Here is a 24,985-nt window from a genome sequence, read left to right on the forward strand (position 1 = left end):
CCGTAAGCTGTACCGCTGATTTGGTGTGTGCCTGGATGACGGGCCGCCGATTGAGTTTTGCCAGCGACCAGGACCGACACCAAGCCTTTGCCGACGGTGTGTTTCTGCTCAAGATCCCTACTGAACTTGATGTTGGTGCGGCTGACCAGTTTGCTAATCAGTTCTACCGGGGCGATGCCAGTGAATATGGGCATTTCAAGTCCATTACCGCCTGCCAGTTTGGCGACGGTTTGTTGGGTTTTCATGAGCGGGTCGACCAGATTGAACAGTTTTTGCTAGAGCGCAGGTTTTGGGCCAGCCATTACCCGGCCGAGGTTGCTGATACTGGAGAGAAAATGACCGCATTGTCCCGGCAGATTCTTTGCGCAGCACTCGATTACGCAGGTATACCTGCACGGGTCTGGACCCAGGCCACGGGGAACTGCTCCCATGGTGGTGGCGCTTATCACCTGACCTTTAACCATTATCGTGCGCAATTGGCCAAAGTGGGTTTGAGCTCCCATAAAGATGATGGTTTTTTGACGATTTTGCGTACGACCCAACCTGGGCTTGAGGTTAACCGGTTTGATAGTTGGGAAAGGGTTCCCTGTGCGCCTGATAAATTTGTCATTAACTTTGGCCTGTCAATGGAATGGTTAACCGCCCGCTGCAACTCCCCAGTGGCGGCCATTCTGCACCGTGTTGCACGGCAAACCGAAGATCGCTCCAGCTTCGGCCATTTCAGCTCCAGTAACTTTCTACCTCGTGACAGGGGCATTTTTAATTATTGTCCGATTCGGGGTTTGCAGCGCGTATGTGATGCGCGGGAACTAATCGATAACAATGATCGGGAGATCTATCAAGGCACTTTTTATTCGGGGGATATGCCTGATGATTTATCCTGACGCTCACCTGCATTGCGCCTCGCTTATTAAAGACAAACTTGTATTTGATAAAGATGGAAGTTTGCGCGACGCGATTGCACAGGGTTTGTTTTTATTGAAAGTGCCTGAGTATTTGGATCTTGAACCGGGTATCAAGCTGTGTCGCGAGTTTTATCTGCCCGCTACAGATCACACGAACTATGGAGGGTTCCGCCAGCAAACGGATATCTACTTTGACCGTGAGCACTTTCAAACCGAGCATCTGTTGGTCGACAAGTCTCGATGGGCCGGGCGTTTGCCCTGTGCTGTAGTGCAGATGGCCCAGGTAATGGATGCAGTAGGACAGGTAATTTTTCAGGCAGCGCTATGGGAACTTGGGGTAGCGGAGCATCTGTGGCATCGGATCAGTGGTGGCGCCGTGACGGGTGAGGGCACTCATTGGTTTGCCGCCAGCCATTATCGCCCCGAGCGTCGTTTGCCAGGCTGTGCCGAACATAGGGACACCGGCTTTGTGACGCTGCTCTATACCCGCCAACCGGGCTTCGAAGCCTTTATCGGTGGTCAGTGGCAGTCCATCGCACCTGTACCAGGGTGTTTTATCGTCAACTTTGGGGCATGCCTTGAAGCGCTCAGTGGTCGTTTGCCGTTGCCTGCCCGGGCGATTGAGCACCGCGTGCGCGAGTGCCCGGCGGTGCCCAAGGGCGAAGACCGTTTTTCCTTTGCAACTTTTATCAACCCGCCTGCCTGTGGCGATCTGTATGAGTTGCAGCCCCAGGGAGAACTGCTGAGGTTAATGAGCGTTGAAGCCTTTCTTCGCCGGTTCAACCAGTTCACCTGGCAAGACCGGCACACCACATTCGGCATCGAGTCGGTTCCGGCTCCGGACGCGGCCCATGAGTAACCCCAAGGCTCCCTTTGTCGGTGTGATTGCCCATCACCCGGGGCCGTGCCCTGTGCAGGGGCATGGCGATGCGTTCCATCACGCCACGGTGGAACTGGGGTTGCCGGCCACCGAGTACTTTCGATTTAGCGGCATTCGCAGCTGCGCCAAACAGGCGGGCGGCCTCTGCAGTTTCTGGATGGGTGGGCGCTTGGCTCTGTACCAGATCAACAATAGGCCGCTGCTCGATGACGAGTACCTCGCGGCCTCAACCGAGGCCAACCATGAACTGTTTGGCGGCTTTTTGGGCTCGCTGCATATCAGTGATCCGCGGCGAGCCCACAAGCGCCGAGTGGTAGAGCAGGCGTTGGGCAGTCAACGTTTTATCGACGGGTTGAACCCCGAGATTTTTCGATTGGCTGGCGCCTATCTGCGGCCACTTCAGAATCTGCCGTTGTGCATGGAGCAATTGGCCATGCAGTGGGTCAGCCATGTAGACAGCCACTTGCCGGGGGTACTGGATTGCAGGGTAAAAACCCTGGCCCAGTACCTTGAAGATGATCGGTTCAAGGGCGTTGTCAGCGGGTTTTTCGAGCAGGCCTCCAAGGTGATCAGCCATGACGATGCCCAAGGGTTAGAGCAGCAACCGGCGCTGATGCCGTTTGTCAAAGACCTGCTTCTCAGCAATTTTGAGTCCATTGGCGTGGCGCCTTCATCCAACCTGATCCTTGGCCACTTCGCGCTGTGGGGGCTGGCCTTCACCCGCCAGGCTATCGCGCAATTAAGCCAGGATCAGGCGCTGGAAATCGGCACCATCATCATCGCGACCTACGACACCACCGCGCTGAGCCTGCTGTGGTCGATGGCCTATATCGAAACCTCGCCGCGGGTAAAGCGCGAGATCATTTTGGCGGCCACAAACGATAGCGATCACGCCCCGCATGTGATTGATCTGGCGGTGATGGAAGCGCTGCGTCTTGGCGGCTCCAATCCCACGGCGCTGTGGCGGCGCACCATCAAGGCATGCGAGATCGAACATGGAGGGCAGCGCCTGGTGATTCCTGCAGACACCCTGCTGTGGCTCGACCGCTGGCAGGCCAATCGAGACACGCAGGTGTTCCCTCGCCCTGAGGTTTTCGACCCAGGCAATATTTTGGTTCTGCAAAAAAGTGGCGATCAGCCCCACGCCTTCTGTACGTCGCTGCTGGCGCGCAATCGTTACGACATCAACTCGTTCAGCATGCTCAATACCCGGCGCAACCCACGCAAATGTCCGGGCCGCCTGTTCTCGGTACAAATGCAGGGCTTGTTGTTGCGTGAGCTCTATGGGCATTACGAAGTGAGCAGCACGGGTATCGACCTGAGCCTGAGGCGTTATTGCGCCATGCCCAAGCCTGCCCGGTCCGGAGTAATGACCCTGCGCCTGAAAGAAGGAGGTTATGCCGATGACCAGCACCCGTAGCTCCACCTACCGTGACAGCCTGACCCTGCCTTCGCCGCTGCATCAGGCCCACGCGCAAGCCATGTACCCGCCACTGACGCTGGAGCGTGCGCGGTTTTCGGGCAGTCGGCTGGTATTCGATTCAGCCGATGGCTTTGCCCGGGGCATTGAGCAGGGTTTTTTTCTGCTGAAAATTCCTCAGGGCATGGTCTGCGCTGCAGCTGACCAATTTGCCCGGCAGTTTTACCTGCCCGATGACGGTTATCGCGAGATGGAGGTGCCGGGGCTTTATCAGGGCTACTTCGATCGCCCCCACGATCAGTGGGAGAACTTTTATATTGAGCGCGACAACTGGCACTTGCTGCCGCGAGCGGTGGCGATGCTGGGCACGCAACTGGCCTCGCTTGGCTTGAATGTGCTGCGTAACACCTTTGCTTATCTGGAGCTACCTGCGTTCGATTGGCCCCGTATATCGTCAGGCCTGACCGATAACTGTGGCCACCAGATGCTCGCGTTCAACCATTTCCGCTGCGCAAAAAATGCCCGTGGCTGCAAGTTTCACCGCGACTCGGGCTGGGTCACGGTGCTGCGCTCCACCGAGCCCGGCCTGTACGCCTGGATTGATGGGCAGGTACGCGCCATCAACCCTCTGCCCGGCTATTTCATTATCAATTTCGGCAGCTCGTTCGAGGTGCTGACCGAGTGCCTGGCAACCCCGGTCAGGGCCAATATCCACGGGGTGGCACAACTGGAGCCTCGACCTGTGGAGAGTGAGCGAACGTCCTACACACTGTTTCTGGACTCGGCCCTCGACGGCAATCTCTATCAGTACCGCAACGGTCGCGCTGTGGTTGTGCAGAGCGTTGCGCAGTTTGCCGAGCAGGAAGTGGCACGTACTTACGATCAAACCGCCAGGTTGTAGTACCGGGCAAAGTTATCCACAGGAAGATTGAGGTGCAGATGGCATGAGCAATCAATCGGTTTCGTTGTCTTTGCCCCGTGCGCAGCTCACCGGGCACGGGCTTGAGTTCAGTGACAGCAGCCTTGGACAGGCGCTGGCATTGGGTGCGTTTTTGCTGCAAATCCCGCCTTCACTGGATGTAAACCCGGGGTTTGAGATCTGCCGCAATTTTTACCGACCCAGGCGTGATGCGCAGGATGTGCTGCGCGGTCATCGCGATGCCCCCCACGAGCGCTCAAAGCTGGGCTATGAAGACCGACCCAATCAGGTCGAGCAGCTGCAAATCGAGAGTCACTTGTGGTGCGAGTATTTCCCGCTGCCGATTACCCGGTTGCTTGGGGCCATCAAGATTGTGACCTTGCAGGCCTTGCGTCATCTGTTTGAAGCCAGCGGTGTGCATCAGGACCACTGGGCAACCATTACCGGAGGCACGTTGGATGAAACCAGCCTGTGTTACACCACCCTCAATCACTATCGCTCCGGGGTCAGGGGCACCCTGGGGATTGTCGAGCATACCGACAGTGGTTTTATTACGGTGATTGCGGCTGACCAGCCGGGCTTTGAAATCTATCACCAAGGTATGTGGCAAGCGGTTCCCCTTGAACCGGGTTGCTTTATCGTCAACCTGGGCGATGCCTATCAGATATTGACGGCACACCTGCGTCTGCCGGGGCATGCCGTGCTGCATCGCGTCATCGAAACCGTGCCAGTCCGTGACACACCGGATCGCTCGTCATTTACGGTGTATATGGGCCCCAATTTTGACATGAGTCTTTATCAGTACAGCGGCTCGGGCGCGCTTGAGGTGTATCAGTCGTTTCGGGCATTTTCGGTGCTTAAGGCGCAAGGAATGGGTTATGGCTTCCATGACCGAGTGTAAGTACCAGTGGCAGCGGGCCGTGCTGTCTGCGCGTCGACTGCATTTTGACCAGGCTGAGGGGCTGCAACAGGCGCTGCGCGACGGATTTTTCTTTGTGGAGCCCGCACAGGCATTCGACCTGGCACCGGGTGATCGCTTTGCCCGCCAGTTTTATTTGTCGGGTCACGGCACTTACCGAGGTTTTTGCACGCAAACCGAAACGGAACTGGGCAAACATCAGGGCTATTTTTGCCGGGACGCGGACCAGACCGAGCAGTTCTTTCTGCGCAGTAGCGACTGGCACAGGTTATTCCCCGAAGCAGTGCGCATTCAGGCGCAACGCATGAAAACCCTGGCCATCGAGGTGCTGCTGGCGGTGCTGGCATCTCTGGATATTCCCCCGGCACTTTGGCGCAAGGCCACCGGGCATTGCATGGCCAGCCAGGGCACGCATACCTTGACCTTCAACCACTTTCGCCCGCAGGTGAATGCCCGTGGTTTGAATATTCACAAGGACTCGGGTTGGGTCACTGTGCTGCGGTCGCTGGAACCAGGGCTTGAGGTGCTGCGCGATGGTTTTTGGTACCCGATTGATCCCCGCCCCGGCAGTTTTATCGTCAACTTCGGCTGTGCGATGGAGATATTGACCCGGCACACGGCCACACCGGTGGCTGCGGTCGCCCACCGCGTGGTGCAACAGCCTCACGAGCCTGGCAAGGCGGATCGCTTTTCGTACGCGCTATTTCTCGACAGCAGCCTCGACAAGCGTTTCTGCGAGGGCCTCTACAGCTGCCGGCCGCAGATTGGGCTTAGGCTTGAGGCCGACTTTGAGCAATTTTTGAAAAGTATCCTTGAGCACACATACGAACCTCATTCGGCAGGGCTGTATTGAGTGGGGAAGCCTATGACTTTTTTCTCTGATCGATCTCACCGGTTGGCGTTGCTGGCATTTTCTGCCGGGATCTTTTGTATTCAGTTGGATGCGTTTGCCTTGAATCTGGCATTGCTGTCGATCGCGCAGGATTATGCCGTGCCGGTTGGCCGGCTCAAGTGGGTGGTCAGCGGCTATTTGCTGTCGGTGGGCATTTTTATGCTGGCCGCCGGGCGCCTGAGCGACGGTTTTGGTCACGGGCGCTTGTTACGCTTGGGGCTGGCGTTATTTGGCAGTGCGTCGTTGTTGTGCGCCGTGGCCCCGTCGCTGCTCTGGCTGGTGGCTGCCAGGGTGCTTCAAGGCATTGGCGCTGCGTGCATCATGCCCTCGGGGTTGGCGCTGTTGAGCCATCTGTATCCGAGTGAGCAGCGCGGGCGGGCGATTGGCCTGGCGTTGGGGCTGGGGGCAATTGCCACGGTGATCGGCCCTTTTCTTGGCGGGGCGCTGACGCAGTGGTTTGGCTGGCGGCTTATCTTCTGGATCAACCTGCCCGTGGTGCTGGTCGCACTTGCGTGCTGCTGGCGAATCGCTGAGCCGCGTGTTTGTGGCGCGCGTGCGGCGGTCAACGGACCCGCGCTGTTGTTGGTGAGTCTGGGGCTGGCGGCCTTGGGCTTGCTGCTGGATGAGCTGGGCAGCCCGGCACGGGCAATGCCCCGGGCGGGGCTGGCGCTGGGGATGTTTGTGCTGTGTGTCAGCCTGTTTGTATGGGGTGAAAAGCACGCTGCCGCGCCTTTGATCGACACCAGCCTGTTGCGCAATCCGCCGTACTGGATGCTGACGCTGGCCGGTGCCGTGGTGAATACCGCTACGGTGGTGCATCTGTTTGTGGTGCCACTGTCATTGCAAGACGTATGGAGCCTGAGCCCCTTGCAGGCGGGTATGGCCTTTCTGGCGCCTGCGGCGTTGTTGGCGTGTGGCGGGCCGATTGCCGGGCGTATCCCAAGCTCTGAGGCGGTGTCGGCAATGGCGATATGCCTGGGTTTCAGCGCAATGCTGCTGGCGGGTGCGGCCCTTGCCTATGGCTGGCTGCTTTATCTGCTGCTGGTGACCTTGTGCGGCGCCTCGTTGGGGGTTGCCAATGCCCTGACCTTGATTGCAACGCAGGCGGTTGTCGATGAACAGGTCGCGGGGGTGGCCAGCGGGCTGACCAAAACCATCATCACCCTGGCAGCTGGATTTGGCGTGATACTCGCGGGGCGCAGTAATGGGCCGCTATTAAATGTCCAAGGTGTATTTATCAGCCTCGCAGGCTGCTGCCTTGTGGCCTGTTTCGCGCTGCTGATGGGGCAGCGTTATTGGACGGGAAAACAGACTGTGGATAAGTTGACTGGCCGGTAGCTCAGTGGGTAGAGCGCGCCCTTGATAAGGGTGAGGTGGAAGGTTCGAGCCCTTCCCGGCCAACCATTTAAAGCTGTTTTTCGCTCAGGGTTGCGGTTGCCACGGGCAGTAGCAGCCTACGGCCATGGTGTGGGTGGCCTTGACCGGGCGACCTTCGCTCAGGGCTTGGAGGATCGGCTCGATAAAGCTGTTGCTGGCGTTGCAGGTAGCGCCTTCACTGTAGGGACCGAAGTAGGCCAGTTGGCCGCTGCGGTCCCAGATGGCCACCGCCGGGCTGGCGCTCAGGTGCTCGGCGCCGGGCACGCTGGCCAGGGGTTTGAGCGCGCCCAGGGTGGCAGGCAACTGACCGTGGGTGCCGGGCTTTTGCACTGAATAGAACTCGACGCCTTGCGGTACGTAATGAGCCAGCAATTCACTGAGGTGTTGCTGGTTGCCGACGTTGCACGGGCAGGCCGGGTCCCAGAAGTGCACCACGCGGATGGCGCCCGGGCCGGACAGTTCGGCAGGCAGGCTCAGGACGTCCCCGGCAAACAGCGCGGTCTGATCGCTGAAGGTACGAATGTAACGGCTTTGAAACCAGTCATAAGCGAGCCACAACCCCACCGTGCAGATCAGCGTCAGCAGGCAGGCCAGCAGGGTTTTCAATGTGGGCACCGGCATGCAAAAGCTCCTTGAAGGCCGCGTAGCTTGCCATGCTTGACCTGACAGATGAATATCGATGGTCTATAAAGCCTGTTTTGCGCAGCTGCGCCCTGTCTGGAAGCCCTTATGCCTGCCCCGTTTGCCCCCGATTCCTTGCGCGCCAGCCTGCAGTCGTTGGTCGCGGGCCAGCCGTTATCGAGTGAGGGGCTGGCGTATCAGCATTTTTATGGGCTGGACTTTCCTCACCGCCCGGTTCCACTGAAACGCCGGTTGGGGCGCTTTAGTGCGGCCGGTTATGAACTGGTCAGCCAGGTGTGGTGGCCTGAGTCTGCACCGGTGGCGACGCTGTTTGTGATTCACGGTTTTTACGATCATATGGGGTTGTATCGGCACGTGATCGAGTGGGGCTTGAACCGGGGGTTTGTGGTGATTGCCTGCGACCTGCCGGGGCACGGGCTGTCGAGTGGGGAGCGGGCCAGTATTGATGATTTCGCGCAGTACCAGGCAGTGCTGCAAGGATTGTTTATCGAGGCGCAATCGCTGCAATTGCCGCAGCCTTGGCATCTGTGCGGGCAAAGCACGGGTGGCGCGATTGTGCTCGATCACCTGTTGCACTACGGGCAGCAAAGCCCGGCTCAGGGCCAGGCGATTTTGCTCTCGCCACTGGTTCGGCCACTAGGCTGGCGCTGGTCCAAACTCAGCTATTACCTGCTACGCCCTTTCGTCAAAGGGATCGCCCGCCGCTTTAGCGAGAACTCTAACGACCCGGATTTTTTGCCGTTCCTGCAGTCAGATCCACTGCAGCCGGTACGTCTGCCGACGGCGTGGGTGGGCGCGCTGGCACGCTGGATTCCGCGTATTGAAGGTGCGTCACCGAGTGCGCGTCAGCCGTTGGTGATTCAGGGGCAGGCCGACAAAACGGTGGATTGGCACCATAACCTTGAAGTGTTGAACGCCAGGTTCAATCAGCCACAGGTGCTGTTATTGCCCGAGGCGCGGCATCATCTGGCCAATGAAACAGCCGAGATTCGCGGGCAGTACTTCGCGTTTTTGGATAAGTATTTTTGAGGTTGATACAAGCATGTGTAGCCGCTGCAGCAGGCAGCGATCCTGCTGTTGGGCCCTTGTCGCAGCCTGCGGCAGCGGCTACAGAGATACTTCAAGCGTGGGAGCGAGCCTGCTCGCGAAAATCATTCGCGAGCAGGCTCGCTCCCACTGGGGCTTGACCTGGAACAGAGTATCTACAGGCTTTGGCCTACCGCCAACCCGGCGCGGATCGCGGCCAGGGCTGCCTGATAATAGGTTTTGCCTTCAGGTGACTGGGCGAAGGTGACGAATTCTTCCAGCTCCGGGTCAGACAAATCGCGATACACGTAGAGCAAAGTGTTATCCAGCTCGCCCGCGATCTGGTCCATCAACCGCTGGCGCTGGCCATTCAACATGCCTTGCGCCTGGCCGCCGCCCAACAGTCCCGGGATCATCGAACTCAAACTGTCAGCGGCCACCCCGGCAATCGCCAGGCTGACTTCCGCACCTGCTTCACGGGCGGGTAGCGCGCGGGATAAATGATTAATCAGCAACTGGCGGGTGGCGCTGGCCTCCATACGTGGCAAGCCTTGGGCGTGCTTGGCCAGTTGATCGCGACGGGTGGCGAGCAGTTCAGCGGCCACAATTTTGCGGCCCAATGGCGACTGAAAAAAACTCAGCGCAGGATCAGGATCCGGCAGGTGTTTGCGCATCTGGTCTTTGGCTCGCTGATCCATTGCAGCAGGCGCAAAACGCTGGTTGCTGTTGTTGACCAGGGCCTGATACACGGCAGGCGGCAAATTGCTGCTATAGCGTTGTTGGGCGGCGCTGAGGGCGTCATTGAAATGCGCGCGTTGTTGCGGCCAGCCAGCGACCGTAAACAGATCATCAAGGTTGTCTGCCAATGCGGGTAACGTACAAAACATCATCAACAGTAAAAACAAACGGCGCATGAGGGACTCCTGTCTGCAGGGCGCTATTGTCCGGGTGTGGCGTAGGACTTGTCGAGAATTCGTATCTCTCTAATCGGCTTAAAATGCGCAGGTCAATTATTTCGACGTTGCCAGCCAGACGGAGCTGTCAGATTCTGAGGCGGCTCGATACTATGCGCGCCATGCAAATACCCTCTGATCACCCGCTGTTGCTACGCATCGTCGACGACCTGTACGCGCAGGGATGGTCACAGCAAAATATTTTTCTGCCCGAGGCTTTGACCCTCGAACTGGCGGCTGAGTGCCATAAACGTTCTGCTGAGGGTGAATTGACCCCTGCAGCGGTTGGGCGCGGTCTAACGCAGGAGGTCCGCGAGGGTATCCGCGGGGACCATATCCAATGGCTGGAGCCGGGAGAAGCTCTGGCCTGCGACAGTTATCTGGAGCTAATGGAAAGCCTGCGAATCGCCATGAATCGCAGGCTTTTTTTGGGCCTGGAGGACTTTGAAAGTCACTTTGCACTGTACCCGCCCGGGGCTTTTTACCTGCGGCACCTGGACCGTTTTCGCGACGATGACCGGCGCATGGTGTCGGCCGTGGTGTACCTCAATCAGGGCTGGTTGCCCGAGCACGGCGGACATTTGCGCATGTACCTGGACGGAAATGTCGACTATGACGTGCTGCCGATCGGTGGTTGTCTGGTGGTGTTTCTTTCGGGTGAAATCCCTCACGAAGTGATGCCCGCCACCCGTGACCGTCTGTCGCTGACCGGCTGGTTTCGCCGTCGCGCTACCGAGATTTTTGTATGACCCACAAACTGTTGATCAGCCGCTGCCTGCTGGGCCATCGTGTGCGCTACGACGGCGGCGCCAGCGGTCCGTACGCGCAGTTGGCGCAATGGCAGGCCGAAGGCCGAGTGATAGCCTTGTGCCCGGAGGTTGCGGGCGGCTTGCCCACGCCCCGTGCAGCGGCGGAGATACCCGGCGGCCAAGGCGTTGAAGTGCTCGGCGGTATGGCGTCAGTGATCACCGCAACCGGTGAGGACGTGACCGAGGCGTTTGTGTCAGGAGCCCATCAGGCGCTGGAGCTGGTGCAGCAGCACGGTATCCGGATTGCTATTCTCAAAGCCAACAGCCCGTCTTGTGGTAATCGGCTGACCTATGACGGCAGCTTTAGCGGCGTCAAGGTCGAGGGCCAGGGCGTGACTGCGGCGTTGCTGACCCGTGCCGGCGTTCAGGTGTTCAGTGAGCTGGAGTTGGAAGAGGCGGCCAAAGCGCTGGCAGCGCTGAGTTGCGCAACGAACCCTTAACTTTGAAGGTTCTTCGGCCCTTTTCGCAGCCTTCGGCAGCGGCTACAACGGCTGTGTATTTTCACCCGGAAATGAGTTCAGGTAACATTCGTCTCCACTTTGCCCAGGGATACAACGATGACTGACAAGCCCAAACCACAGCCTTCGGTAGCTGCTGAAAGTGCCGACTCGGCACTGCACCATATCGTTGATGGTTTTTTGCACTTTCATCACGAAATCTTCCCTGAACAAGAAGCCTTTTTCAAAAAACTCGCCACGGCGCAAAACCCGCGTGCGATGTTTATCGCCTGTGCCGATTCGCGCATCGTGCCGGAGTTGATCACCCAGAGTGCACCGGGTGATTTGTTCGTGACGCGTAACGTCGGCAATGTTGTACCGCCTTACGGTCAGATGAACGGTGGCGTTTCGACGGCGATCGAGTACGCGGTGCTGGCACTTGGCGTGCAACACATCATCATTTGCGGGCATTCCGATTGTGGCGCGATGCGTGCGGTGCTTAACCCCGCCAGCCTGAAAAAAATGCCGACGGTCAAAGCCTGGCTGCACCATGTAGAAGTGGCCAAGACCATGGTGCAGGACAACTGCAATTGCGCCAATGAAGCCGAAAGCATGCACGTGCTGACCGAAGAGAACGTGATTGCCCAATTGCAGCACTTGCGCACCCACCCGTCGGTGGCGTCACGCATGGCCAACGGGCATCTGTTTATTCATGGCTGGGTGTACGACATCGAAACCAGCGAGATCAAGGCTTACGACGCCGACAAGGGGGCTTTCCTGCCGCTGGACGGCACCAGCCCGATCCCGAGCGCGACGCCTAAGGCGCGGTTTTAAACAGCATGAACTGTGGGAGCGAGCCTGCTCGCGAATGGCCTTCGCGAGCAGGCTCGCTCCCACAGCTGAAGTCTTCCTGCAACCACTGTTACAGCGCCAGGCCCACGCCCAATTGCTTGGACAGGCACGGCCAGCGCTTCCAGGCAGCGCCCGTCTGCGGGCTGGTCAGGCGCTCGCGATAGGCTTCGACCGACTCCAGGGCAAAGCTTTCGTCGTTGAGCATCTGGTCAACAGCGTGATGCACGGCCGCATCGAGTTGGTTGGCAAACGCTTCGCCGATCAACTGGTGGGCAATCAGGTTGGCCACGGTCATGTCCAGCGGGATCAGCGGCTGCTGGAAGTGTTTGATGTAGAGATCGTTAACCTCTTCAACCAGCCTGTGCGCCAGGTAAGCCTCGTCCAGCAACCCTTCCAGCCCTTCGTGGCCTGCGAGCAGCGGCAGTGGCTGAGCAAAGAACTGCTCGGCGATTTTCAGTATCGGCTTGATTTGCGACTCGATTCCGGCTTCGAGGGCGACCTCATGGGCTGCATCGAGCAAATCGGGCACCTGGTCGATATAGGCGCTGACGAAACGTGTCATCACTACATTACGGTCGACTTCAGGTAACTGAATGGCGGTGTGAAGGTGTGGCAGTTGAGCAGCCAGGTGCTTGGCGAGCAGGCCCGTTTCGGCCTCATGTTCTTGGGCACGCGAGATCTGCACGCGGATGGCGGCGGTGTTCATTGGAACTCCAGGGGAGGGGGATGCTAAGGAAAGTACTTTAAAAGTAGCCCTCCTCAAGTCAAGGAGAGGTTTTTTTCAGGGTGAGTATTGTTATTCATTTTGTGACCGGGCAGTGAGTGCCATTTGTCGATGGGCCTTATTTCATTGTTTTCACCCCCTCGCATTGCGGGGTTGGGCTCGGTGTCTATACTCGTTTTTGTAACCGTTTTTTGATGACGCCCGACTGCTTGAGCAGACGAGGCTCGGCGGTAAGAGTTCGCAGGTTTTAAAACCGCCCCCTTGTAGCGCTGCCCGTTACACAGATGCAGACCGGCGCAATAACAAGAAAAATAAAGGGGAACACCGCGATGCGACATCCACACCTATGGATGGGCCTGCTGTTGTGGTCAGTGTTCAGCCAGGCACAAGCGGCCTGGACCGTGAACATGACGCCGGGTGCGACTGAAGTCAGCCATGCGGTATTCGATCTGCACATGACCATCTTCTGGATCTGTGTGGTAATCGGCATCATCGTCTTCGGTGCCATGTTCTGGTCGATGATCGTTCATCGGCGCTCAACCGGTCAGCAAGCGGCCAAGTTCCACGAGAGCACCACGGTCGAAATTCTCTGGACCGTTATCCCCCTGATTATCCTGATCGCGATGGCCGTGCCTGCGACCAGAACCCTGATCAATATCTACGACAGCAGTGAATCGGATGTGGATATCCAGGTCACCGGCTATCAGTGGAAATGGCATTACAAATACCTGGGCCAGGACGTCGAGTTCTTCAGCAACCTGGCCACTCCCGCCGAGCAAATTCATAACCAGGCCCCCAAGGGCGAGCATTACCTGCTTGAAGTCGATGAGCCGCTGGTATTGCCGATTGGCGCCAAAGTGCGGTTTTTGGTGACCTCGGCCGATGTTATCCACTCCTGGTGGGTGCCGGCCTTTGCAGTAAAGCGTGACGCCATTCCGGGCTTTATCAACGAGGCCTGGACCCGCGTCGAGAAGCCCGGCATTTATCGTGGCCAGTGCGCTGAGCTGTGCGGCAAGGACCACGGGTTTATGCCGATTGTGGTCGATGTCAAAACCCGCGCCGATTACGACGCCTGGCTGACCGAGCGCAAGGCCCAGGCCGCGCAGCTCAAGGAATTGACCAGCAAGGACTGGACCCTCGACGAACTGGTGGCCCGTGGCGATAAGGTCTACCACACAGCCTGCGTGGCCTGTCACCAGGCCGAAGGCCAGGGCCTGCCGCCGATGTTCCCGGCCCTCAAGGGGTCGCCGATTGCCACCGGCCCTGTCGCTGATCACCTGCACCGTGTGTTCTTCGGTAAACCGGGGACTGCCATGGCTGCTTTCGGCAAGCAATTGTCGGAAGTCGATATCGCCGCCGTTGTCACTTACGAGCGCAATGCCTGGGGCAATAACAAGGGCGACATGGTGACGCCAAAAGACGTACTGGCGCTCAAACAGGCGCAAGGCAAATGAGCCGCTCAGGAATGTGCGCGCACAACGGTCGGGGGCAACGTGCCGCTGGCTTCTTGGTCCAGCTGTTTGCAGGAGTCAGGACATGAGTGCTGTTATCGATGACCACGGGCATGCAGACGGTCAGGCACATGGCCCGGCCAAAGGCCTGATGCGCTGGGTATTGACCACCAACCACAAAGACATCGGCACCTTGTACCTGTGGTTCAGCTTCTGCATGTTCCTGCTCGGCGGTTCGTTCGCCATGGTGATTCGCGCCGAACTGTTCCAGCCCGGCTTGCAGATCGTGGCCCCGGCGTTTTTCAACCAGATGACCACCATGCATGGACTGATCATGGTCTTCGGCGCGGTGATGCCGGCGTTTGTCGGCCTGGCCAACTGGATGATCCCGCTGATGATCGGCGCGCCGGACATGGCCTTGCCGAGGATGAACAACTTCAGTTTTTGGCTGCTACCCGGAGCATTCTTGCTGCTGGTGTCGACCTTGTTCACCGCAGGTGGCGGACCGAACTTCGGCTGGACTTTCTACGCGCCGCTTTCTACGACATATGCACCCGAAAGCGTGACTTACTTTATTTTTGCCATTCATTTGATGGGTATCAGTTCGATCATGGGGGCGATCAACGTGATCGCTACCATTCTCAATTTGCGTGCCCCCGGCATGACCCTGATGAAAATGCCGCTGTTTGTCTGGACCTGGCTGATCACGGCGTTTCTGCTGATCGCGGTGATGCCGGTGCTGGCCGGGGTGGTGACCATGATGTTGATGGATATTCACTTCGGCACCAGTTTTTTCAGTGCGGCGGGGGGCGGTGACCCGGTGCTGTTCCAGCATGTGTTCTGGTTCTTCGGCCACCCCGAGGTGTACATCATGATCCTGCCGGCCTTCGGTGCCGTCAGCGCGATCATTCCGACCTTCTCGCGCAAGCCATTGTTCGGTTACACCTCGATGGTCTACGCCACGGCCAGTATCGCGTTCCTGTCGTTTATCGTGTGGGCGCACCATATGTTTGTGGTCGGGATTCCCTTGGTCGGCGAGTTGTTCTTTATGTACGCCACGCTGCTGATTGCAGTGCCGACCGGGGTCAAGGTGTTCAACTGGGCCAGCACCATGTGGCAAGGCTCGCTGACCTTTGAGACGCCGATGCTGTTCGCCGTGGCCTTTGTGATTCTGTTCACCATTGGCGGGTTCTCCGGGTTGATGCTGGCCATTGCCCCGGCGGACTTCCAGTACCACGACACCTATTTTGTGGTGGCGCATTTCCATTATGTACTGGTGCCGGGGGCGATTTTCGGGATCTTCGCGTCTACCTACTACTGGCTGCCGAAATGGACCGGCCACATGTACGACGAAACCTTGGGCAAGCTGCATTTCTGGCTGTCGTTTGTGGGCATGAACCTGACTTTTTTCCCGATGCACTTTGTGGGTCTTGCGGGCATGCCGCGGCGGATTCCGGACTACAACCTGCAATTTGCCGACTTCAACATGGTGTCGTCGATTGGTGGATTCATGTTTGGCGCTACGCAGTTTTTGTTCCTGTTTATCGTTATCAAATGCATTCGCGGCGGTCCGAAAGCACCGGCAAAACCGTGGGACGGTGCCGAAGGTCTGGAATGGAGCGTGCCCTCGCCCGCGCCGTATCACACCTTCACCACACCGCCGGAAATCAAGTGAACAGCTCACACAAAGCGTCTGTGCCCGCTTCGCGGTCGATCGCAGCCTGCGGCAGCGGCTACAGGTATGGAGGGCGCTTATGAGCAGCTCAACACCCATCAAACGCCTGGTCCTGCGCCTGTTGCTGATGGTGGTGGTGATGTTTGCCTTTGGCTTTGCCCTGGTGCCGATTTACGACGTGATGTGCAGAGCCTTTGGCATCAACGGCAAGACCGCCGGGCAGTACGAAGGAGAACAGGTGGTCGACCCGAGTCGTCAGGTTCGGGTGCAGTTCTTGTCCACCAATGCCATAGACATGGTTTGGGAGTTTTACCCCAAGGGCGATCAATTGGTGGTCAATCCAGGCTCGGTCAACGAGATGATCTTTGTGGCCTACAACCCCACCGATCACCCGATGTCGGCGCAAGCGGTGCCGAGCATTTCACCCGCTGAGGCGGCGCAGTATTTCCACAAGACCGAATGCTTTTGCTTTACCCAACAGGTGCTGCAACCGGGTGAGCGGATCGAAATGCCGATGCGCTTTATCGTCGACCGGGCCATGCCCAAGGATGTGAAACACCTGACCCTGGCTTACACGTTGTTTGATATCACTGCTCGCCATCCTCCCGTTGCCGCTATTACCGGCAAGGACGCTGACCAGCCTTCCCGATAAGGAGAAAGCCCCATGGCAACTCATGATCAGTACTACGTCCCGGCGCAAAGCAAGTGGCCGATCATTGCCTCGGTGGGCCTGCTGGTCACGGTGTATGGCCTGGGGACATGGTTCAACGATCTGAAGGCCGCGCGGCCTGAATCCCATGGTCCGCTGATCTTTTTTATCGGCGCCCTGATCGTGGCGTACATGATGTTTGGCTGGTTTGGCGCGGTGATCAAGGAGAGCCGTGCCGGGCTCTACAGCACGCAACTGGATCGCTCGTTTCGCTGGGGCATGACCTGGTTTATTTTTTCCGAGGTGATGTTCTTTCTCGCGTTTTTTGGTGCGTTGTTTTATGTCCGCCACTTTGCTGGCCCGTGGCTGGGCGGCGAAGGCAGCAAGGCGGTGGCGCACATGCTGTGGCCCGACTTTCAGTTTGCCTGGCCCTTGCTGCACACCCCCGACCCCGCCCTGTATCCACCGCCCAAGGGCACCATCAGCCCGTGGGGTTTGCCGTTGCTCAATACGGTGTTACTGGTCAGTTCCAGCGTCACCCTCACCATCGCCCACCACGCACTGAACAAAGGCCATCGCGGGGCCCTGAAGTTCTGGTTGGGGCTGACGGTGTTGCTGGGTGCAGGCTTTTTAGGGTTTCAGGCCGAGGAATATATCCATGCGTACACGGAGCTGGGGCTGACTCTGGGCTCCGGGATCTACGGCGCTACGTTCTTTATGCTCACCGGTTTTCACGGTGCCCACGTGACCATTGGCGCGCTGATTTTGCTGATCATGCTGATTCGTATCGTGCGCGGGCATTTTACGGCTGAGCACCAGTTCGGGTTTCAGGCCGCGACCTGGTATTGGCACTTTGTAGACGTGGTGTGGCTCGGCCTGTTTTTGTTTGTTTACGTGCTATGACGCGCTTTCGCCCCGGCATGGCGCCTACCCTGGTGGTGTTGGCGTTGCTGCCGTTATTAGTGTTTTTGGGTTTCTGGCAGCTTGGCCGCGGCGAGCAAAAACGTGTACTGCTCCAGAGCTACGCCGAACGGCAGGTGGCAGCGCCGGTGACAGTTGGCCAACTCCTCAACCTTGACGAACTGGCCTTTCGCCGGGTGCAACTGCGCGGGCATTTCGATGGGCAGCACAGCCTGCTGCTGGATAACCGGGTACGTGACGGCCAGGTCGGCGTCGAATTGCTGCAGCCGTTTCAGGATCAGGCCAGCGGCCAGTGGCTGTTGCTCAATCGCGGCTGGCTGCCGTGGCCGAGCCGCCGCACGCCGCCGCAGTTCAGCACCCCCGAACAGATTCTGGATGTTCAGGCCTGGGTCTACGAGTCGCCGGGCGCGCCCTTTCAACTGAGCGCTGATCCATTGGATGCGCCTTGGCCACGGCTGGTGACGGCAGTCATGCCTGCAAAGTTGTGGGTCGAGCTGGGCCGCGAAGGCTTTGCCGATGAGGTACGTATTGCTCCCGGTCCCGCTGCCTATCAGGCCGACTGGCCGCTGATTTCCACGGGCATGGGCCCGGAAAAACACACCGCCTATGCCGTGCAATGGTTCGCCATGGCGCTGGCGTTGCTCGGTCTTTATCTGTACCTCGGTTGGCACACTGCTCAGGAGAAACGCCATGGGAACGGCCATCAATCCGCCTGATACCGCGCGCACCCCGTCCCCGGCTACACGACGGCGCGGGCGGTTGCAGTTGATCCTTATCTTGCTACTCACTGTCGGCCCGATGGTGCTGGCCACGGGCATGTACAAACTCAAGTTCTGGGTGCCCGAGAGTCGCAGCTATCACGGCGAACTCATAGGCAATGGGCAAAGCCTAGCCGCCCTTGGGGTGGCGTCCGACGAGCAGCGCTGGCAACTGCTGGTGACGGCGCCCCAAGGTTGCGCTGCGGATTGCCAGCAGTTGGTGTATCTGGCGCGCCAACTGCAAATCGGCCTGGGCCGCGATGCCTCACGTGCGACCCACGGGTTGGCGGTCGCGCAGCCGGTGGACGCGGCCTATGGAGCCAAACTGCAACTCGAATACCCGCAGTTACAGCGCTACAGCCTGGACTTGCCGACTTATACACAGGGCGCAGAAGGCAACGGTGCGGCGCAACTGTGGATCGTCGACCCCCACGGCAATCTGGTGCTGCGCTACGGCCCAGGGGTTATTGGCAAGGACGTGCTCAACGACCTGCGCCATCTGCTGAAGCTGTCCAATATCGGATAGAGGGCACGGTCATGGCCAAAGCTGGATTTCGCCTCGCGTTGCTTGCCACTTTGCTGGCGTTGGTGGTGGTGCTGCTCGGCGCCTACACCCGCCTGACCCACGCGGGGCTAGGCTGCCCGGATTGGCCTGGCTGCTATGGTTTTATCAGCGTGCCGCAGACCGAGGCGCAACTGGCCCATGCCGAACTGCACTTTCCGGATACTCCGGTAGAGGCCGACAAGGGTTGGAGTGAAATGACCCATCGCTATTTCGCCGGCACCCTGGGCCTGTTGATTGTGTTGCTGGCGGCACGGGCCTGGTCGCAACGGCATCTGCCGGATCAGCCGCTCAAGCTGCCGCTGTTTATCTTGCTGGTGGTGCTGGCCCAGGCGGCTTTTGGCATGTGGACGGTGACGCTCAAACTGTGGCCGCAAGTGGTTACCGGGCATTTGCTCGGCGGTTTTGCGACCTTGAGCCTGCTGTTTTTGCTGACCCTGCGCCTGTCCGGCGTATTGCCTGCGCTGGCCGTGCCGCGGCGCTTGCAGCGTTGGGCTACGGCTGGGCTGGTGCTGGCGATCATGCAAATTGCGCTAGGTGGCTGGGTCAGCTCCAACTATGCCGCGGTGGCGTGTGTCGATGTGCCGACCTGTCACGGGCAATGGTGGCCCGAGGCTGATTTTGCCAATGGCTTTCATCTGACTCAGCACATTGGTCCCAACTACCTGGGCGGGCAACTGGACAGTGAGGCCCGCACCGCAATTCACCTCACCCACCGCCTCGGCGCGATGCTGCTGACCCTGGTATTGCTGGGCCTGGCCTGGCAGCTGCGCAAGGTCGGCATGACCCGCTTGGCCGGGTTGCTGCTGGTGGCCTTGGCGGCCCAAATCAGCCTAGGGCTTAGCAACGTACTGTTTGGCTTGCCGCTGGAGGTGGCGGTGGCACACAACGCCGGGGGCGCTGCGCTGTTGCTGACGCTGGTGCTGGTCAATTACCACGCACGAACGGCGCTGGTCAGGGTCAGGGCCCCGCGCTTTGCCCGCTGGACCTACAGCCTTAAAGGAGAGCAGCCGTGGCGACCGTGATTGGCGAACGCCCGCAGCAGGCGTTGTGGCGCGATTATCTGGAGCTGACCAAACCCAAAGTGCTGGTACTGATGCTGATTACCTCACTGGTGGGCATGTTTTTGGCAACACGCGCCGGAGTGCCCTGGACCGTGCTGATCTTCGGCAATCTGGGCATCGGCCTGTGTGCGGGGGGCGCGGCGGCGGTCAACCATGTGGTGGACCGGCGTATTGACGCGGTCATGGCGCGCACCCAGAAGCGGCCGCTGGCGCAGGGGCGAGTGTCGCCGCTTGCGGCGCTGGCATTTGCCTTGTTGCTGGCATTGGCGGGCATGGGCTTGTTACTGGCGTTTACCAACCCGCTGACGGCCTGGCTGACACTGGCATCGCTGCTCGGCTATGCGGTGATTTACACCGGTTTCCTGAAGCGGGCCACGCCGCAAAACATCGTTATCGGCGGGTTGGCCGGGGCGGCGCCGCCATTGTTGGGCTGGGTGGCGGTGACGGGGCAGGTGACTGCCGAGCCTTTGCTGCTGGTGTTGATTATCTTCGCCTGGACCCCGCCGCATTTTTGGGCGCTGGCCATACATCGCAAGGAGGAATACGCCAAGGCGGATATTCCAATGTTGCCGGTAACCCATGGTGAGCACTACACCAAGGTGCATATCCTGCTGTACACCTTGGTATTGCTGGCGGTCAGCCTGCTGCCGTTTGTGATTCACATGAGCGGCTTGCTCTATCTGGCCTGTGCGCTAGGGTTGGGCGCACGCTTTCTGCATTGGGCGTGGGTGCTGTACCGTGGCACCCAGCCGCACGCGGCGATCAACACGTTCAAGTACTCTATCTATTACTTGTTCTTGCTGTTTATCGCGCTGCTTGTCGACCACTATCTAATGTTGAACCTATGACTAGAACTCAAAAAACCGTCTATATCCTCGTTGCGCTGGTGGCTTTGGTCATGGGCCTGACGTTTAACAAAATGATGTCGGGCAAAGGCCAGGGCGATAACACGTCGCTGATTGATGCAGGAATTATTTTGCTGCCGCAAAGCCGTCAGTTGCCGGACCTGAAGATGACCAATCAGGACGGTCAGCCGGTGGTGATGAACGAGCTGAAAGACAAATGGAGCATGCTGTTTTTTGGCTACACCTTCTGCCCGGACATCTGCCCGACCACCCTGGCGCAACTGCGCCAGATCAAAAGCGAGCTGCCTAAAGAGGTGCAGGACAAACTGCAAATCGTACTGGTCAGCGTCGACCCCAATCGCGACACCCCGCAACAGCTCAAGCAATACCTGGGCTACTTCGATCCGCAGTTTGTGGGTCTGACGCCGGGTTCTATCGATGAGCTGCAAACGTTGGCGAACGCGGTGAGCATCCCGTTTATCCCGGCGGATACCAGTAAACCGAATTACACGGTGGATCACAGCGGCAACCTGGCGTTGATCGGGCCGGACGGTACTCAGCGAGGTTTTATTCGCGCACCGTTTAGCACACCGAAGATGGTTGCCCAGTTGCCGGGGTTGGTTGAGAGGAAGTAAGGGGGGCTGGATTTTGTAGCAGTTGCCGAAGGAACGAGGCTGCGTCCGGCGGCGCAGCCGTCGTAAAATCAGTACACGCGATCATTCAATTGAACCACGCACTCTGATTTTACGATCGCTTCGCAATCGAACGCAGCCTCGTTCCTTCGGCAGCTGCTACAGAACAGGCTTAGAACGCCGGAACGATGGCGCCTTTGTACTTCTCAAGAATGAACGCTTTTACTTCCGGGGTGTGCAGCGCTGCAACCAGCTTTTGCATGTCAGCCGAATCTTTATCGTCCGGGCGAGCTACCAGAATGTTCACGTAAGGCGAGTCGCTGCCTTCGATGACCAGTGCGTCTTTTTCCGGGTTCAGCTTGGCTTCCAGCGCATAGTTGGTGTTGATCAGCGCCAGATCAACCTGGGTCAGCACGCGCGGAATAGTGGCTGCTTCCAGCTCGCGGAACTTCAGGTTTTTCGGGTTGGCAGTGATGTCCTTGATCGTGGACAGGATGTTGCTCGAGTCCTTGAGCTTGATCAGGCCTGCCTTGTCCAGCAGCAGCAACGCGCGGCCGCCGTTGGTGGCGTCATTGGGGATCACGACGGTGCTGCCGTCCTTGATCTCATCAAGCTTTTTGTACTTGCTCGAATAAGCGCCCAGCGGCTCCAGGTGAACAGCGGCAACGCTGACCAGGTGGGTGCCCTTGGCCTTGTTGAACTCATCCAGGTACGGCTGGTGCTGGAAGAAGTTGGCGTCCAGACGCTTTTCGGCGACTTGTACGTTGGGCTGGATGTAGTCGGTGAAGACCTTGACCTTGAGGTTGACGCCCTCTTTGGCCAGTGCAGGTTTCACGAACTCCAGGATTTCGGCATGCGGCACCGGGGATGCGGCTACCGACAGATCGCCAGCGTGGGCCGAGAACGCAGCAACAGCTGCGACAGCAGCAAATAACTTCTTCATTCAGCAACTCCTTGTGAATACCTGAGGTCAGGTATCTGCCAGCCGCGGGCTGGCGGTTACGTTTATAAACTCGGGTCGCACTTACTTGCGGGAAAAGTGCACCACCAGCCTGTCGCCAACGGTCTGCAGAATTTGCACCAGAATCAGCAACAGCACCACTGTGACGATCATCACGTCCGGTTGGAAACGCTGGTAGCCGAACCGGATGGCCAAATCGCCCAGGCCGCCAGCGCCGACCACGCCCGCCATTGCGGTGTAGCCCACCAGCGTAATCGCGGTCACCGTAATCGCTGCAAATATGCCGGGGCGCGCTTCTGGCAACAAGGCGTTGGTAATAATTTGACGCGTATTGGCGCCCATTGCCTGGGTGGCTTCGATGATGCCGCGATCCACTTCACGAAAGGCGGTTTCAACAAGGCGTGCAAAGAATGGCGTGGCGCCCACCACCAGTGGCGGGATAGCCCCTGCAACACCCAATGATGTGCCGGTAATCATCACGGTGAAGGGGATCATGACGACCAACAGGATGATGAACGGCAGCGAACGCAGAATGTTCACCACAAACGACAGCGCGGCATACAGATTTTTTTGTTCAAGCAACTGGCGTGGGCTGCACAGAAACAGCAGGATGCCCAGCGGCAGGCCAAGCAACACGGTGAACAGCAGCGAACCGCTGAGCATGACCATGGTGTCGCCGGTGGCCAGCCAGATTTCGTACCAGTCGATATTGGCGAAAAAGCCCAAGAAAGTTTCCATTAGCGCAGCACCTCCATATGAACGTCAGCGGCAATGAAGCGGGCAAACGCCGCTTCCATGTCGCCACCGGTGATGGCGAGGGTCAGTTGCCCATAAGGGGTGTCTTTGATGCGGTCAATGCGACCGGCCAGGATGCTGTAGTCCACACCCGTTTCGCGGGCAATTGTGCCCAGCAAGGGTGCGTAGGTAGCTTCGCCCTGGAAGGTCAGGCGTACGATGCGGCCAGGGACGTGGGCGAAATCGTCGCGCTGCTCGCTCTCGTCGATTTGCTCGTCTTCTTGCACAAAACGCCGGGTGGTCGGGTGCTTGGGGTGCAGGAACACCTCGGCCACCGGGCCTTGCTCGACGATAACGCCAGCATCCATCACCGCCACTACGTCACACACGCGACGGATCACATCCATCTCGTGGGTGATCAGCACAATGGTCAGTTTCAGTTCGCGGTTGATCTCTGCCAGCAACTGCAAAACCGAGGCGGTGGTTTGTGGGTCGAGGGCACTGGTGGCCTCGTCGCACAGCAACACCTTGGGTTTGGTGGCCAGGGCACGGGCAATGCCCACACGTTGTTTTTGGCCGCCCGAGAGTTGCGCCGGGTATTTCTTGGCGTGATCGGACAAACCTACGCGTTCAAGCAGTTCGGCAACGCGCTGGTCGATGGCACTGCGGGACAATTCACCGGCCAGTGTCAGCGGCATCGCTACGTTATCGGCCACGGTTTTGGAGGCCAGCAGGTTGAAATGCTGGAAAATCATGCCGACTTGCTGACGGAAACGGCGCAGGCCGTTGGAATCCATCGCGGTCACGTCTTCGTTGTCGACGATGATCTGGCCGCCGCTCGGGGTTTCGAGGCGGTTGATCAGGCGCAGCAATGTACTTTTACCCGCGCCGGAGTGGCCGATCAGGCCGAACACCTGGCCGCTCTCGATACGCAAGCTGGTGGAGTGCAACGCGGGGATGTCCTTACCGGCAACCCGGTAAGTTTTATGAACGTTATGAAACTCAATCACGTAGCGAACCTTGTGGGCGCGTAAATAGAAGTTCAGCGGTAAGCCGGGCACGCATCTTATCGTGTCGGCATATGCTTGACTTAGCATTTATTAATGGCCAAACCTCTGATTTTGGAATAAGAAATCAGAGGTCAGAAAATGCCAATCGCCGCGTGTGCCAGTGTTGTGCAAGGGCACAAAACTCTGGGTTGGCACAGGCGGCGATTTTTTGTTTCAAGGCTTGCGCGGTGTCAGCACCAATTGCGCAGGCACATGGCGAATGATCTGACGCTCAAGGCTCAGGTCAAACCCGGGGTCGAGCTTTTTAACCCGCTTGCTGATCAGCGTTGCCAGCCAGGGGTAATCAGCCGTACGCGGAACCTGCAAGCTGACGGCACACTGGTAATTGACGATATCTTGCGCGATCAAATCCAGTTGATGGCGAAGTTTTTCAATATCGTCGATGTTCAGCGCTACGGTAGTACTTTCGGCTGCCGGGTCGATGACCTTGGCCGCAGGTCGGGCTTCTGCAGCCTTGAGCGCGGCTTCGGCCTTGTCCAGTTCGGCTTTACGGGCCTGGGTGATGGCGCTGTTGACGCCGCCAGTCAGTGCAGGTGCCTTGGGCATCAGGGCTCGAGCACGGCTCAGGGCAGTGGCTGCGGCGTTGACATCACCTTTTTGCAGAACGATCTGGCTGCGCTGCAAGTAGGCTTCGGCCAGCTGGCGCTGGTACTGCACCAGTTGTGGATCGTCCGGCGTTTGGGCCTGCAAGGCGCTCAGTTGGTCCTCAGCAGTCGCAAGTTCGCTGCTGGCCAGGTTTTTCTCCAGCTGTGCGATGGCCACAGCGCGTGCGTCGGCGGCAGTAGTGTCGGCCGACGGCGTGCTTTGGCAGGCGCCCAGCAGCAAGGAAAATGCGGCCAGGAGCAAGTAACGGGAGTTGAACAGCTTCATTCCTGCGGCTCTCTAAGTGCGCAAAAAACAAGCAAGT

The 24,985-nt window shown here is 58.6% G+C and carries 27 protein-coding genes and 1 tRNA gene; 21 read left to right on the forward strand and 7 right to left on the reverse strand.

All coding sequences use genetic code 11. The annotated features are described in order from the left end of the window. The first annotated feature begins 50 nt into the window (after positions 1-50). The 8 genes from V6L79_RS03995 (at position 51) to V6L79_RS04030 (ending at position 7,339) form a co-directional block, all read left to right on the forward strand. Positions 51-884, forward strand: coding sequence for a 2OG-Fe(II) oxygenase family protein (locus V6L79_RS03995; protein ID WP_338579846.1), 834 nt, complete (start codon positions 51-53; stop codon positions 882-884). Beyond that, positions 871-1,764, forward strand: coding sequence for a 2OG-Fe(II) oxygenase family protein (locus V6L79_RS04000; protein ID WP_261740471.1), 894 nt, complete (start codon positions 871-873; stop codon positions 1,762-1,764). The genes V6L79_RS03995 and V6L79_RS04000 overlap by 14 nt, the downstream gene beginning before the upstream one ends. Next, positions 1,757-3,205, forward strand: coding sequence for a cytochrome P450 (locus tag V6L79_RS04005; RefSeq protein WP_338579847.1), 1,449 nt, complete (start codon positions 1,757-1,759; stop codon positions 3,203-3,205). The genes V6L79_RS04000 and V6L79_RS04005 overlap by 8 nt, the downstream gene beginning before the upstream one ends. Continuing rightward, positions 3,189-4,106: a 2OG-Fe(II) oxygenase family protein gene (locus tag V6L79_RS04010; RefSeq protein ID WP_338579848.1), complete on the forward strand. Its 918-nt coding sequence runs from the start codon at positions 3,189-3,191 to the stop codon at positions 4,104-4,106. The genes V6L79_RS04005 and V6L79_RS04010 overlap by 17 nt, the downstream gene beginning before the upstream one ends. Positions 4,107-4,149: 43 nt before the next feature. Further along, entirely contained in the window at positions 4,150-5,025 is an 876-nt protein-coding gene (locus V6L79_RS04015) for a 2OG-Fe(II) oxygenase family protein (protein WP_338579849.1), read from the forward strand. Continuing rightward, positions 5,003-5,896 (forward strand): 2OG-Fe(II) oxygenase family protein, encoded by an 894-nt coding sequence (locus V6L79_RS04020; protein WP_338579850.1) that lies wholly within the window; start codon positions 5,003-5,005, stop codon positions 5,894-5,896. The genes V6L79_RS04015 and V6L79_RS04020 overlap by 23 nt, the downstream gene beginning before the upstream one ends. Positions 5,897-5,908: 12 nt before the next feature. Continuing rightward, positions 5,909-7,273, forward strand: a complete 1,365-nt coding sequence (locus V6L79_RS04025) for an MFS transporter (protein WP_338579851.1) — start codon at positions 5,909-5,911, stop codon at positions 7,271-7,273. Then, a tRNA-Ile gene (locus V6L79_RS04030) sits at positions 7,264-7,339 on the forward strand. The genes V6L79_RS04025 and V6L79_RS04030 overlap by 10 nt, the downstream gene beginning before the upstream one ends. An 18-nt stretch (positions 7,340-7,357) precedes the next feature. Here the strand turns inward: V6L79_RS04030 and V6L79_RS04035 are convergent. Then, complete coding sequence (locus tag V6L79_RS04035; protein WP_338579852.1) at positions 7,358-7,933, reverse strand: DUF6436 domain-containing protein; 576 nt, start codon at positions 7,931-7,933, stop codon at positions 7,358-7,360. 108 nt (positions 7,934-8,041) lie between these two features. Between V6L79_RS04035 and V6L79_RS04040 the strand changes: the two genes are divergently transcribed. Continuing rightward, positions 8,042-8,983: an alpha/beta hydrolase gene (locus V6L79_RS04040; RefSeq protein WP_338579853.1), complete on the forward strand. Its 942-nt coding sequence runs from the start codon at positions 8,042-8,044 to the stop codon at positions 8,981-8,983. Between the two features lie 173 nt (positions 8,984-9,156). Here the strand turns inward: V6L79_RS04040 and V6L79_RS04045 are convergent, their stop codons facing one another. Continuing rightward, positions 9,157-9,894 carry a DUF2059 domain-containing protein gene (locus tag V6L79_RS04045; RefSeq protein ID WP_261740479.1) on the reverse strand — a complete coding sequence of 246 codons (738 nt, stop codon included), beginning with the start codon at positions 9,892-9,894 and terminating at the stop codon, positions 9,157-9,159. Between the two features lie 152 nt (positions 9,895-10,046). Here V6L79_RS04045 and V6L79_RS04050 point away from each other — a divergent pair, with 152 nt between their 5' ends. From V6L79_RS04050 to V6L79_RS04060, 3 genes are all read left to right on the forward strand, one after another. Next, entirely contained in the window at positions 10,047-10,682 is a 636-nt protein-coding gene (locus tag V6L79_RS04050; RefSeq protein ID WP_261740480.1) for a 2OG-Fe(II) oxygenase, read from the forward strand. Continuing rightward, entirely contained in the window at positions 10,679-11,182 is a 504-nt protein-coding gene (locus V6L79_RS04055; protein WP_261740481.1) for a DUF523 domain-containing protein, read from the forward strand. Before V6L79_RS04050 ends, V6L79_RS04055 begins: the two co-directional genes overlap by 4 nt. Before the next feature lie 117 nt (positions 11,183-11,299). After that, positions 11,300-12,013, forward strand: a complete 714-nt coding sequence (locus V6L79_RS04060) for a carbonic anhydrase (RefSeq protein ID WP_321838351.1) — start codon at positions 11,300-11,302, stop codon at positions 12,011-12,013. 88 nt (positions 12,014-12,101) lie between these two features. On the opposite strand, the gene V6L79_RS04065 is transcribed toward V6L79_RS04060, so the two are convergent. Continuing rightward, the gene (locus V6L79_RS04065) at positions 12,102-12,737 is read right to left on the reverse strand and encodes a hypothetical protein (RefSeq protein WP_261740483.1); all 636 of its coding nucleotides are present in this window, start codon (positions 12,735-12,737) and stop codon (positions 12,102-12,104) included. 347 nt (positions 12,738-13,084) lie between these two features. Here V6L79_RS04065 and coxB point away from each other — a divergent pair, with 347 nt between their 5' ends. From coxB to V6L79_RS04110, 9 genes are all read left to right on the forward strand, one after another. Next, positions 13,085-14,209: a cytochrome c oxidase subunit II gene (gene coxB / locus V6L79_RS04070; RefSeq protein ID WP_321835318.1), complete on the forward strand. Its 1,125-nt coding sequence runs from the start codon at positions 13,085-13,087 to the stop codon at positions 14,207-14,209. A gap of 82 nt (positions 14,210-14,291) precedes the next feature. Next, complete coding sequence (gene ctaD, locus V6L79_RS04075) at positions 14,292-15,881, forward strand: cytochrome c oxidase subunit I (protein ID WP_261740485.1); 1,590 nt, start codon at positions 14,292-14,294, stop codon at positions 15,879-15,881. Between the two features lie 79 nt (positions 15,882-15,960). Beyond that, positions 15,961-16,533, forward strand: a complete 573-nt coding sequence (locus V6L79_RS04080; RefSeq protein WP_261740486.1) for a cytochrome c oxidase assembly protein — start codon at positions 15,961-15,963, stop codon at positions 16,531-16,533. Positions 16,534-16,545: 12 nt separating this feature from the next. Next, the gene (locus V6L79_RS04085; RefSeq protein ID WP_261740487.1) at positions 16,546-17,433 is read left to right on the forward strand and encodes a cytochrome c oxidase subunit 3; all 888 of its coding nucleotides are present in this window, start codon (positions 16,546-16,548) and stop codon (positions 17,431-17,433) included. Then, complete coding sequence (locus V6L79_RS04090) at positions 17,430-18,167, forward strand: SURF1 family protein (protein ID WP_338579854.1); 738 nt, start codon at positions 17,430-17,432, stop codon at positions 18,165-18,167. Before V6L79_RS04085 ends, V6L79_RS04090 begins: the two co-directional genes overlap by 4 nt. Next, entirely contained in the window at positions 18,142-18,735 is a 594-nt protein-coding gene (locus tag V6L79_RS04095) for a hypothetical protein (RefSeq protein WP_261740489.1), read from the forward strand. The genes V6L79_RS04090 and V6L79_RS04095 overlap by 26 nt, the downstream gene beginning before the upstream one ends. A gap of 11 nt (positions 18,736-18,746) precedes the next feature. Continuing rightward, positions 18,747-19,796, forward strand: coding sequence for a COX15/CtaA family protein (locus tag V6L79_RS04100; RefSeq protein ID WP_338579855.1), 1,050 nt, complete (start codon positions 18,747-18,749; stop codon positions 19,794-19,796). Beyond that, on the forward strand, positions 19,784-20,683 hold the full coding sequence (cyoE, locus tag V6L79_RS04105; protein WP_261740491.1) for a heme o synthase: 900 nt from the start codon (positions 19,784-19,786) through the stop codon (positions 20,681-20,683). The genes V6L79_RS04100 and cyoE overlap by 13 nt, the downstream gene beginning before the upstream one ends. Further along, complete coding sequence (locus V6L79_RS04110) at positions 20,680-21,315, forward strand: SCO family protein (protein ID WP_261740492.1); 636 nt, start codon at positions 20,680-20,682, stop codon at positions 21,313-21,315. Before cyoE ends, V6L79_RS04110 begins: the two co-directional genes overlap by 4 nt. A 169-nt stretch (positions 21,316-21,484) precedes the next feature. Here V6L79_RS04110 and V6L79_RS04115 read toward each other — a convergent pair whose 3' ends face one another. From V6L79_RS04115 to V6L79_RS04130, 4 genes are all read right to left on the reverse strand, one after another. Beyond that, positions 21,485-22,255 carry a MetQ/NlpA family ABC transporter substrate-binding protein gene (locus V6L79_RS04115; RefSeq protein ID WP_261740493.1) on the reverse strand — a complete coding sequence of 257 codons (771 nt, stop codon included), beginning with the start codon at positions 22,253-22,255 and terminating at the stop codon, positions 21,485-21,487. Between the two features lie 81 nt (positions 22,256-22,336). After that, positions 22,337-23,011, reverse strand: coding sequence for a methionine ABC transporter permease (locus V6L79_RS04120; protein WP_261740494.1), 675 nt, complete (start codon positions 23,009-23,011; stop codon positions 22,337-22,339). After that, entirely contained in the window at positions 23,011-24,018 is a 1,008-nt protein-coding gene (locus V6L79_RS04125; protein ID WP_261742532.1) for a methionine ABC transporter ATP-binding protein, read from the reverse strand. The genes V6L79_RS04120 and V6L79_RS04125 overlap by 1 nt, the downstream gene beginning before the upstream one ends. Positions 24,019-24,231: 213 nt before the next feature. Next, complete coding sequence (locus tag V6L79_RS04130; protein ID WP_261740495.1) at positions 24,232-24,948, reverse strand: PA5502 family lipoprotein; 717 nt, start codon at positions 24,946-24,948, stop codon at positions 24,232-24,234. Positions 24,949-24,985 lie beyond the last annotated feature (37 nt).

The sequence above is a fragment of the Pseudomonas sp. ML2-2023-6 genome (assembly GCF_037055265.1).
Classification (GTDB): Bacteria; Pseudomonadota; Gammaproteobacteria; order Pseudomonadales; family Pseudomonadaceae; genus Aquipseudomonas; species Aquipseudomonas kulmbachensis.

Bases quoted from the DNA above. Each gene is read 5' to 3' on its own strand.
- V6L79_RS04110 (WP_261740492.1), top strand. From the start codon at position 20,680: ATGACTAGAACTCAAAAAACCGTCTATATCCTCGTTGCGCTGGTGGCT.
- V6L79_RS04130 (WP_261740495.1), bottom strand. From the start codon at position 24,948: ATGAAGCTGTTCAACTCCCGTTACTTGCTCCTGGCCGCATTTTCCTTG.
- V6L79_RS04040 (WP_338579853.1), top strand. From the start codon at position 8,042: ATGCCTGCCCCGTTTGCCCCCGATTCCTTGCGCGCCAGCCTGCAGTCG.
- V6L79_RS04100 (WP_338579855.1), top strand. From the start codon at position 18,747: ATGGCCAAAGCTGGATTTCGCCTCGCGTTGCTTGCCACTTTGCTGGCG.
- V6L79_RS04005 (WP_338579847.1), top strand. From the start codon at position 1,757: ATGAGTAACCCCAAGGCTCCCTTTGTCGGTGTGATTGCCCATCACCCG.
- V6L79_RS04115 (WP_261740493.1), bottom strand. From the start codon at position 22,255: ATGAAGAAGTTATTTGCTGCTGTCGCAGCTGTTGCTGCGTTCTCGGCC.
- V6L79_RS04050 (WP_261740480.1), top strand. From the start codon at position 10,047: ATGCGCGCCATGCAAATACCCTCTGATCACCCGCTGTTGCTACGCATC.
- V6L79_RS04020 (WP_338579850.1), top strand. From the start codon at position 5,003: ATGGCTTCCATGACCGAGTGTAAGTACCAGTGGCAGCGGGCCGTGCTG.
- V6L79_RS04065 (WP_261740483.1), bottom strand. From the start codon at position 12,737: ATGAACACCGCCGCCATCCGCGTGCAGATCTCGCGTGCCCAAGAACAT.
- V6L79_RS04000 (WP_261740471.1), top strand. From the start codon at position 871: ATGATTTATCCTGACGCTCACCTGCATTGCGCCTCGCTTATTAAAGAC.
- V6L79_RS04095 (WP_261740489.1), top strand. From the start codon at position 18,142: ATGGGAACGGCCATCAATCCGCCTGATACCGCGCGCACCCCGTCCCCG.
- V6L79_RS04025 (WP_338579851.1), top strand. From the start codon at position 5,909: ATGACTTTTTTCTCTGATCGATCTCACCGGTTGGCGTTGCTGGCATTT.
- V6L79_RS04045 (WP_261740479.1), bottom strand. From the start codon at position 9,894: ATGCGCCGTTTGTTTTTACTGTTGATGATGTTTTGTACGTTACCCGCA.
- V6L79_RS04085 (WP_261740487.1), top strand. From the start codon at position 16,546: ATGGCAACTCATGATCAGTACTACGTCCCGGCGCAAAGCAAGTGGCCG.
- coxB (WP_321835318.1), top strand. From the start codon at position 13,085: ATGCGACATCCACACCTATGGATGGGCCTGCTGTTGTGGTCAGTGTTC.
- V6L79_RS04010 (WP_338579848.1), top strand. From the start codon at position 3,189: ATGACCAGCACCCGTAGCTCCACCTACCGTGACAGCCTGACCCTGCCT.
- ctaD (WP_261740485.1), top strand. From the start codon at position 14,292: ATGAGTGCTGTTATCGATGACCACGGGCATGCAGACGGTCAGGCACAT.
- V6L79_RS04120 (WP_261740494.1), bottom strand. From the start codon at position 23,011: ATGGAAACTTTCTTGGGCTTTTTCGCCAATATCGACTGGTACGAAATC.
- V6L79_RS04080 (WP_261740486.1), top strand. From the start codon at position 15,961: ATGAGCAGCTCAACACCCATCAAACGCCTGGTCCTGCGCCTGTTGCTG.
- V6L79_RS04015 (WP_338579849.1), top strand. From the start codon at position 4,150: ATGAGCAATCAATCGGTTTCGTTGTCTTTGCCCCGTGCGCAGCTCACC.
- V6L79_RS04055 (WP_261740481.1), top strand. From the start codon at position 10,679: ATGACCCACAAACTGTTGATCAGCCGCTGCCTGCTGGGCCATCGTGTG.
- V6L79_RS04035 (WP_338579852.1), bottom strand. From the start codon at position 7,933: ATGCCGGTGCCCACATTGAAAACCCTGCTGGCCTGCCTGCTGACGCTG.
- V6L79_RS04090 (WP_338579854.1), top strand. From the start codon at position 17,430: ATGACGCGCTTTCGCCCCGGCATGGCGCCTACCCTGGTGGTGTTGGCG.
- V6L79_RS04060 (WP_321838351.1), top strand. From the start codon at position 11,300: ATGACTGACAAGCCCAAACCACAGCCTTCGGTAGCTGCTGAAAGTGCC.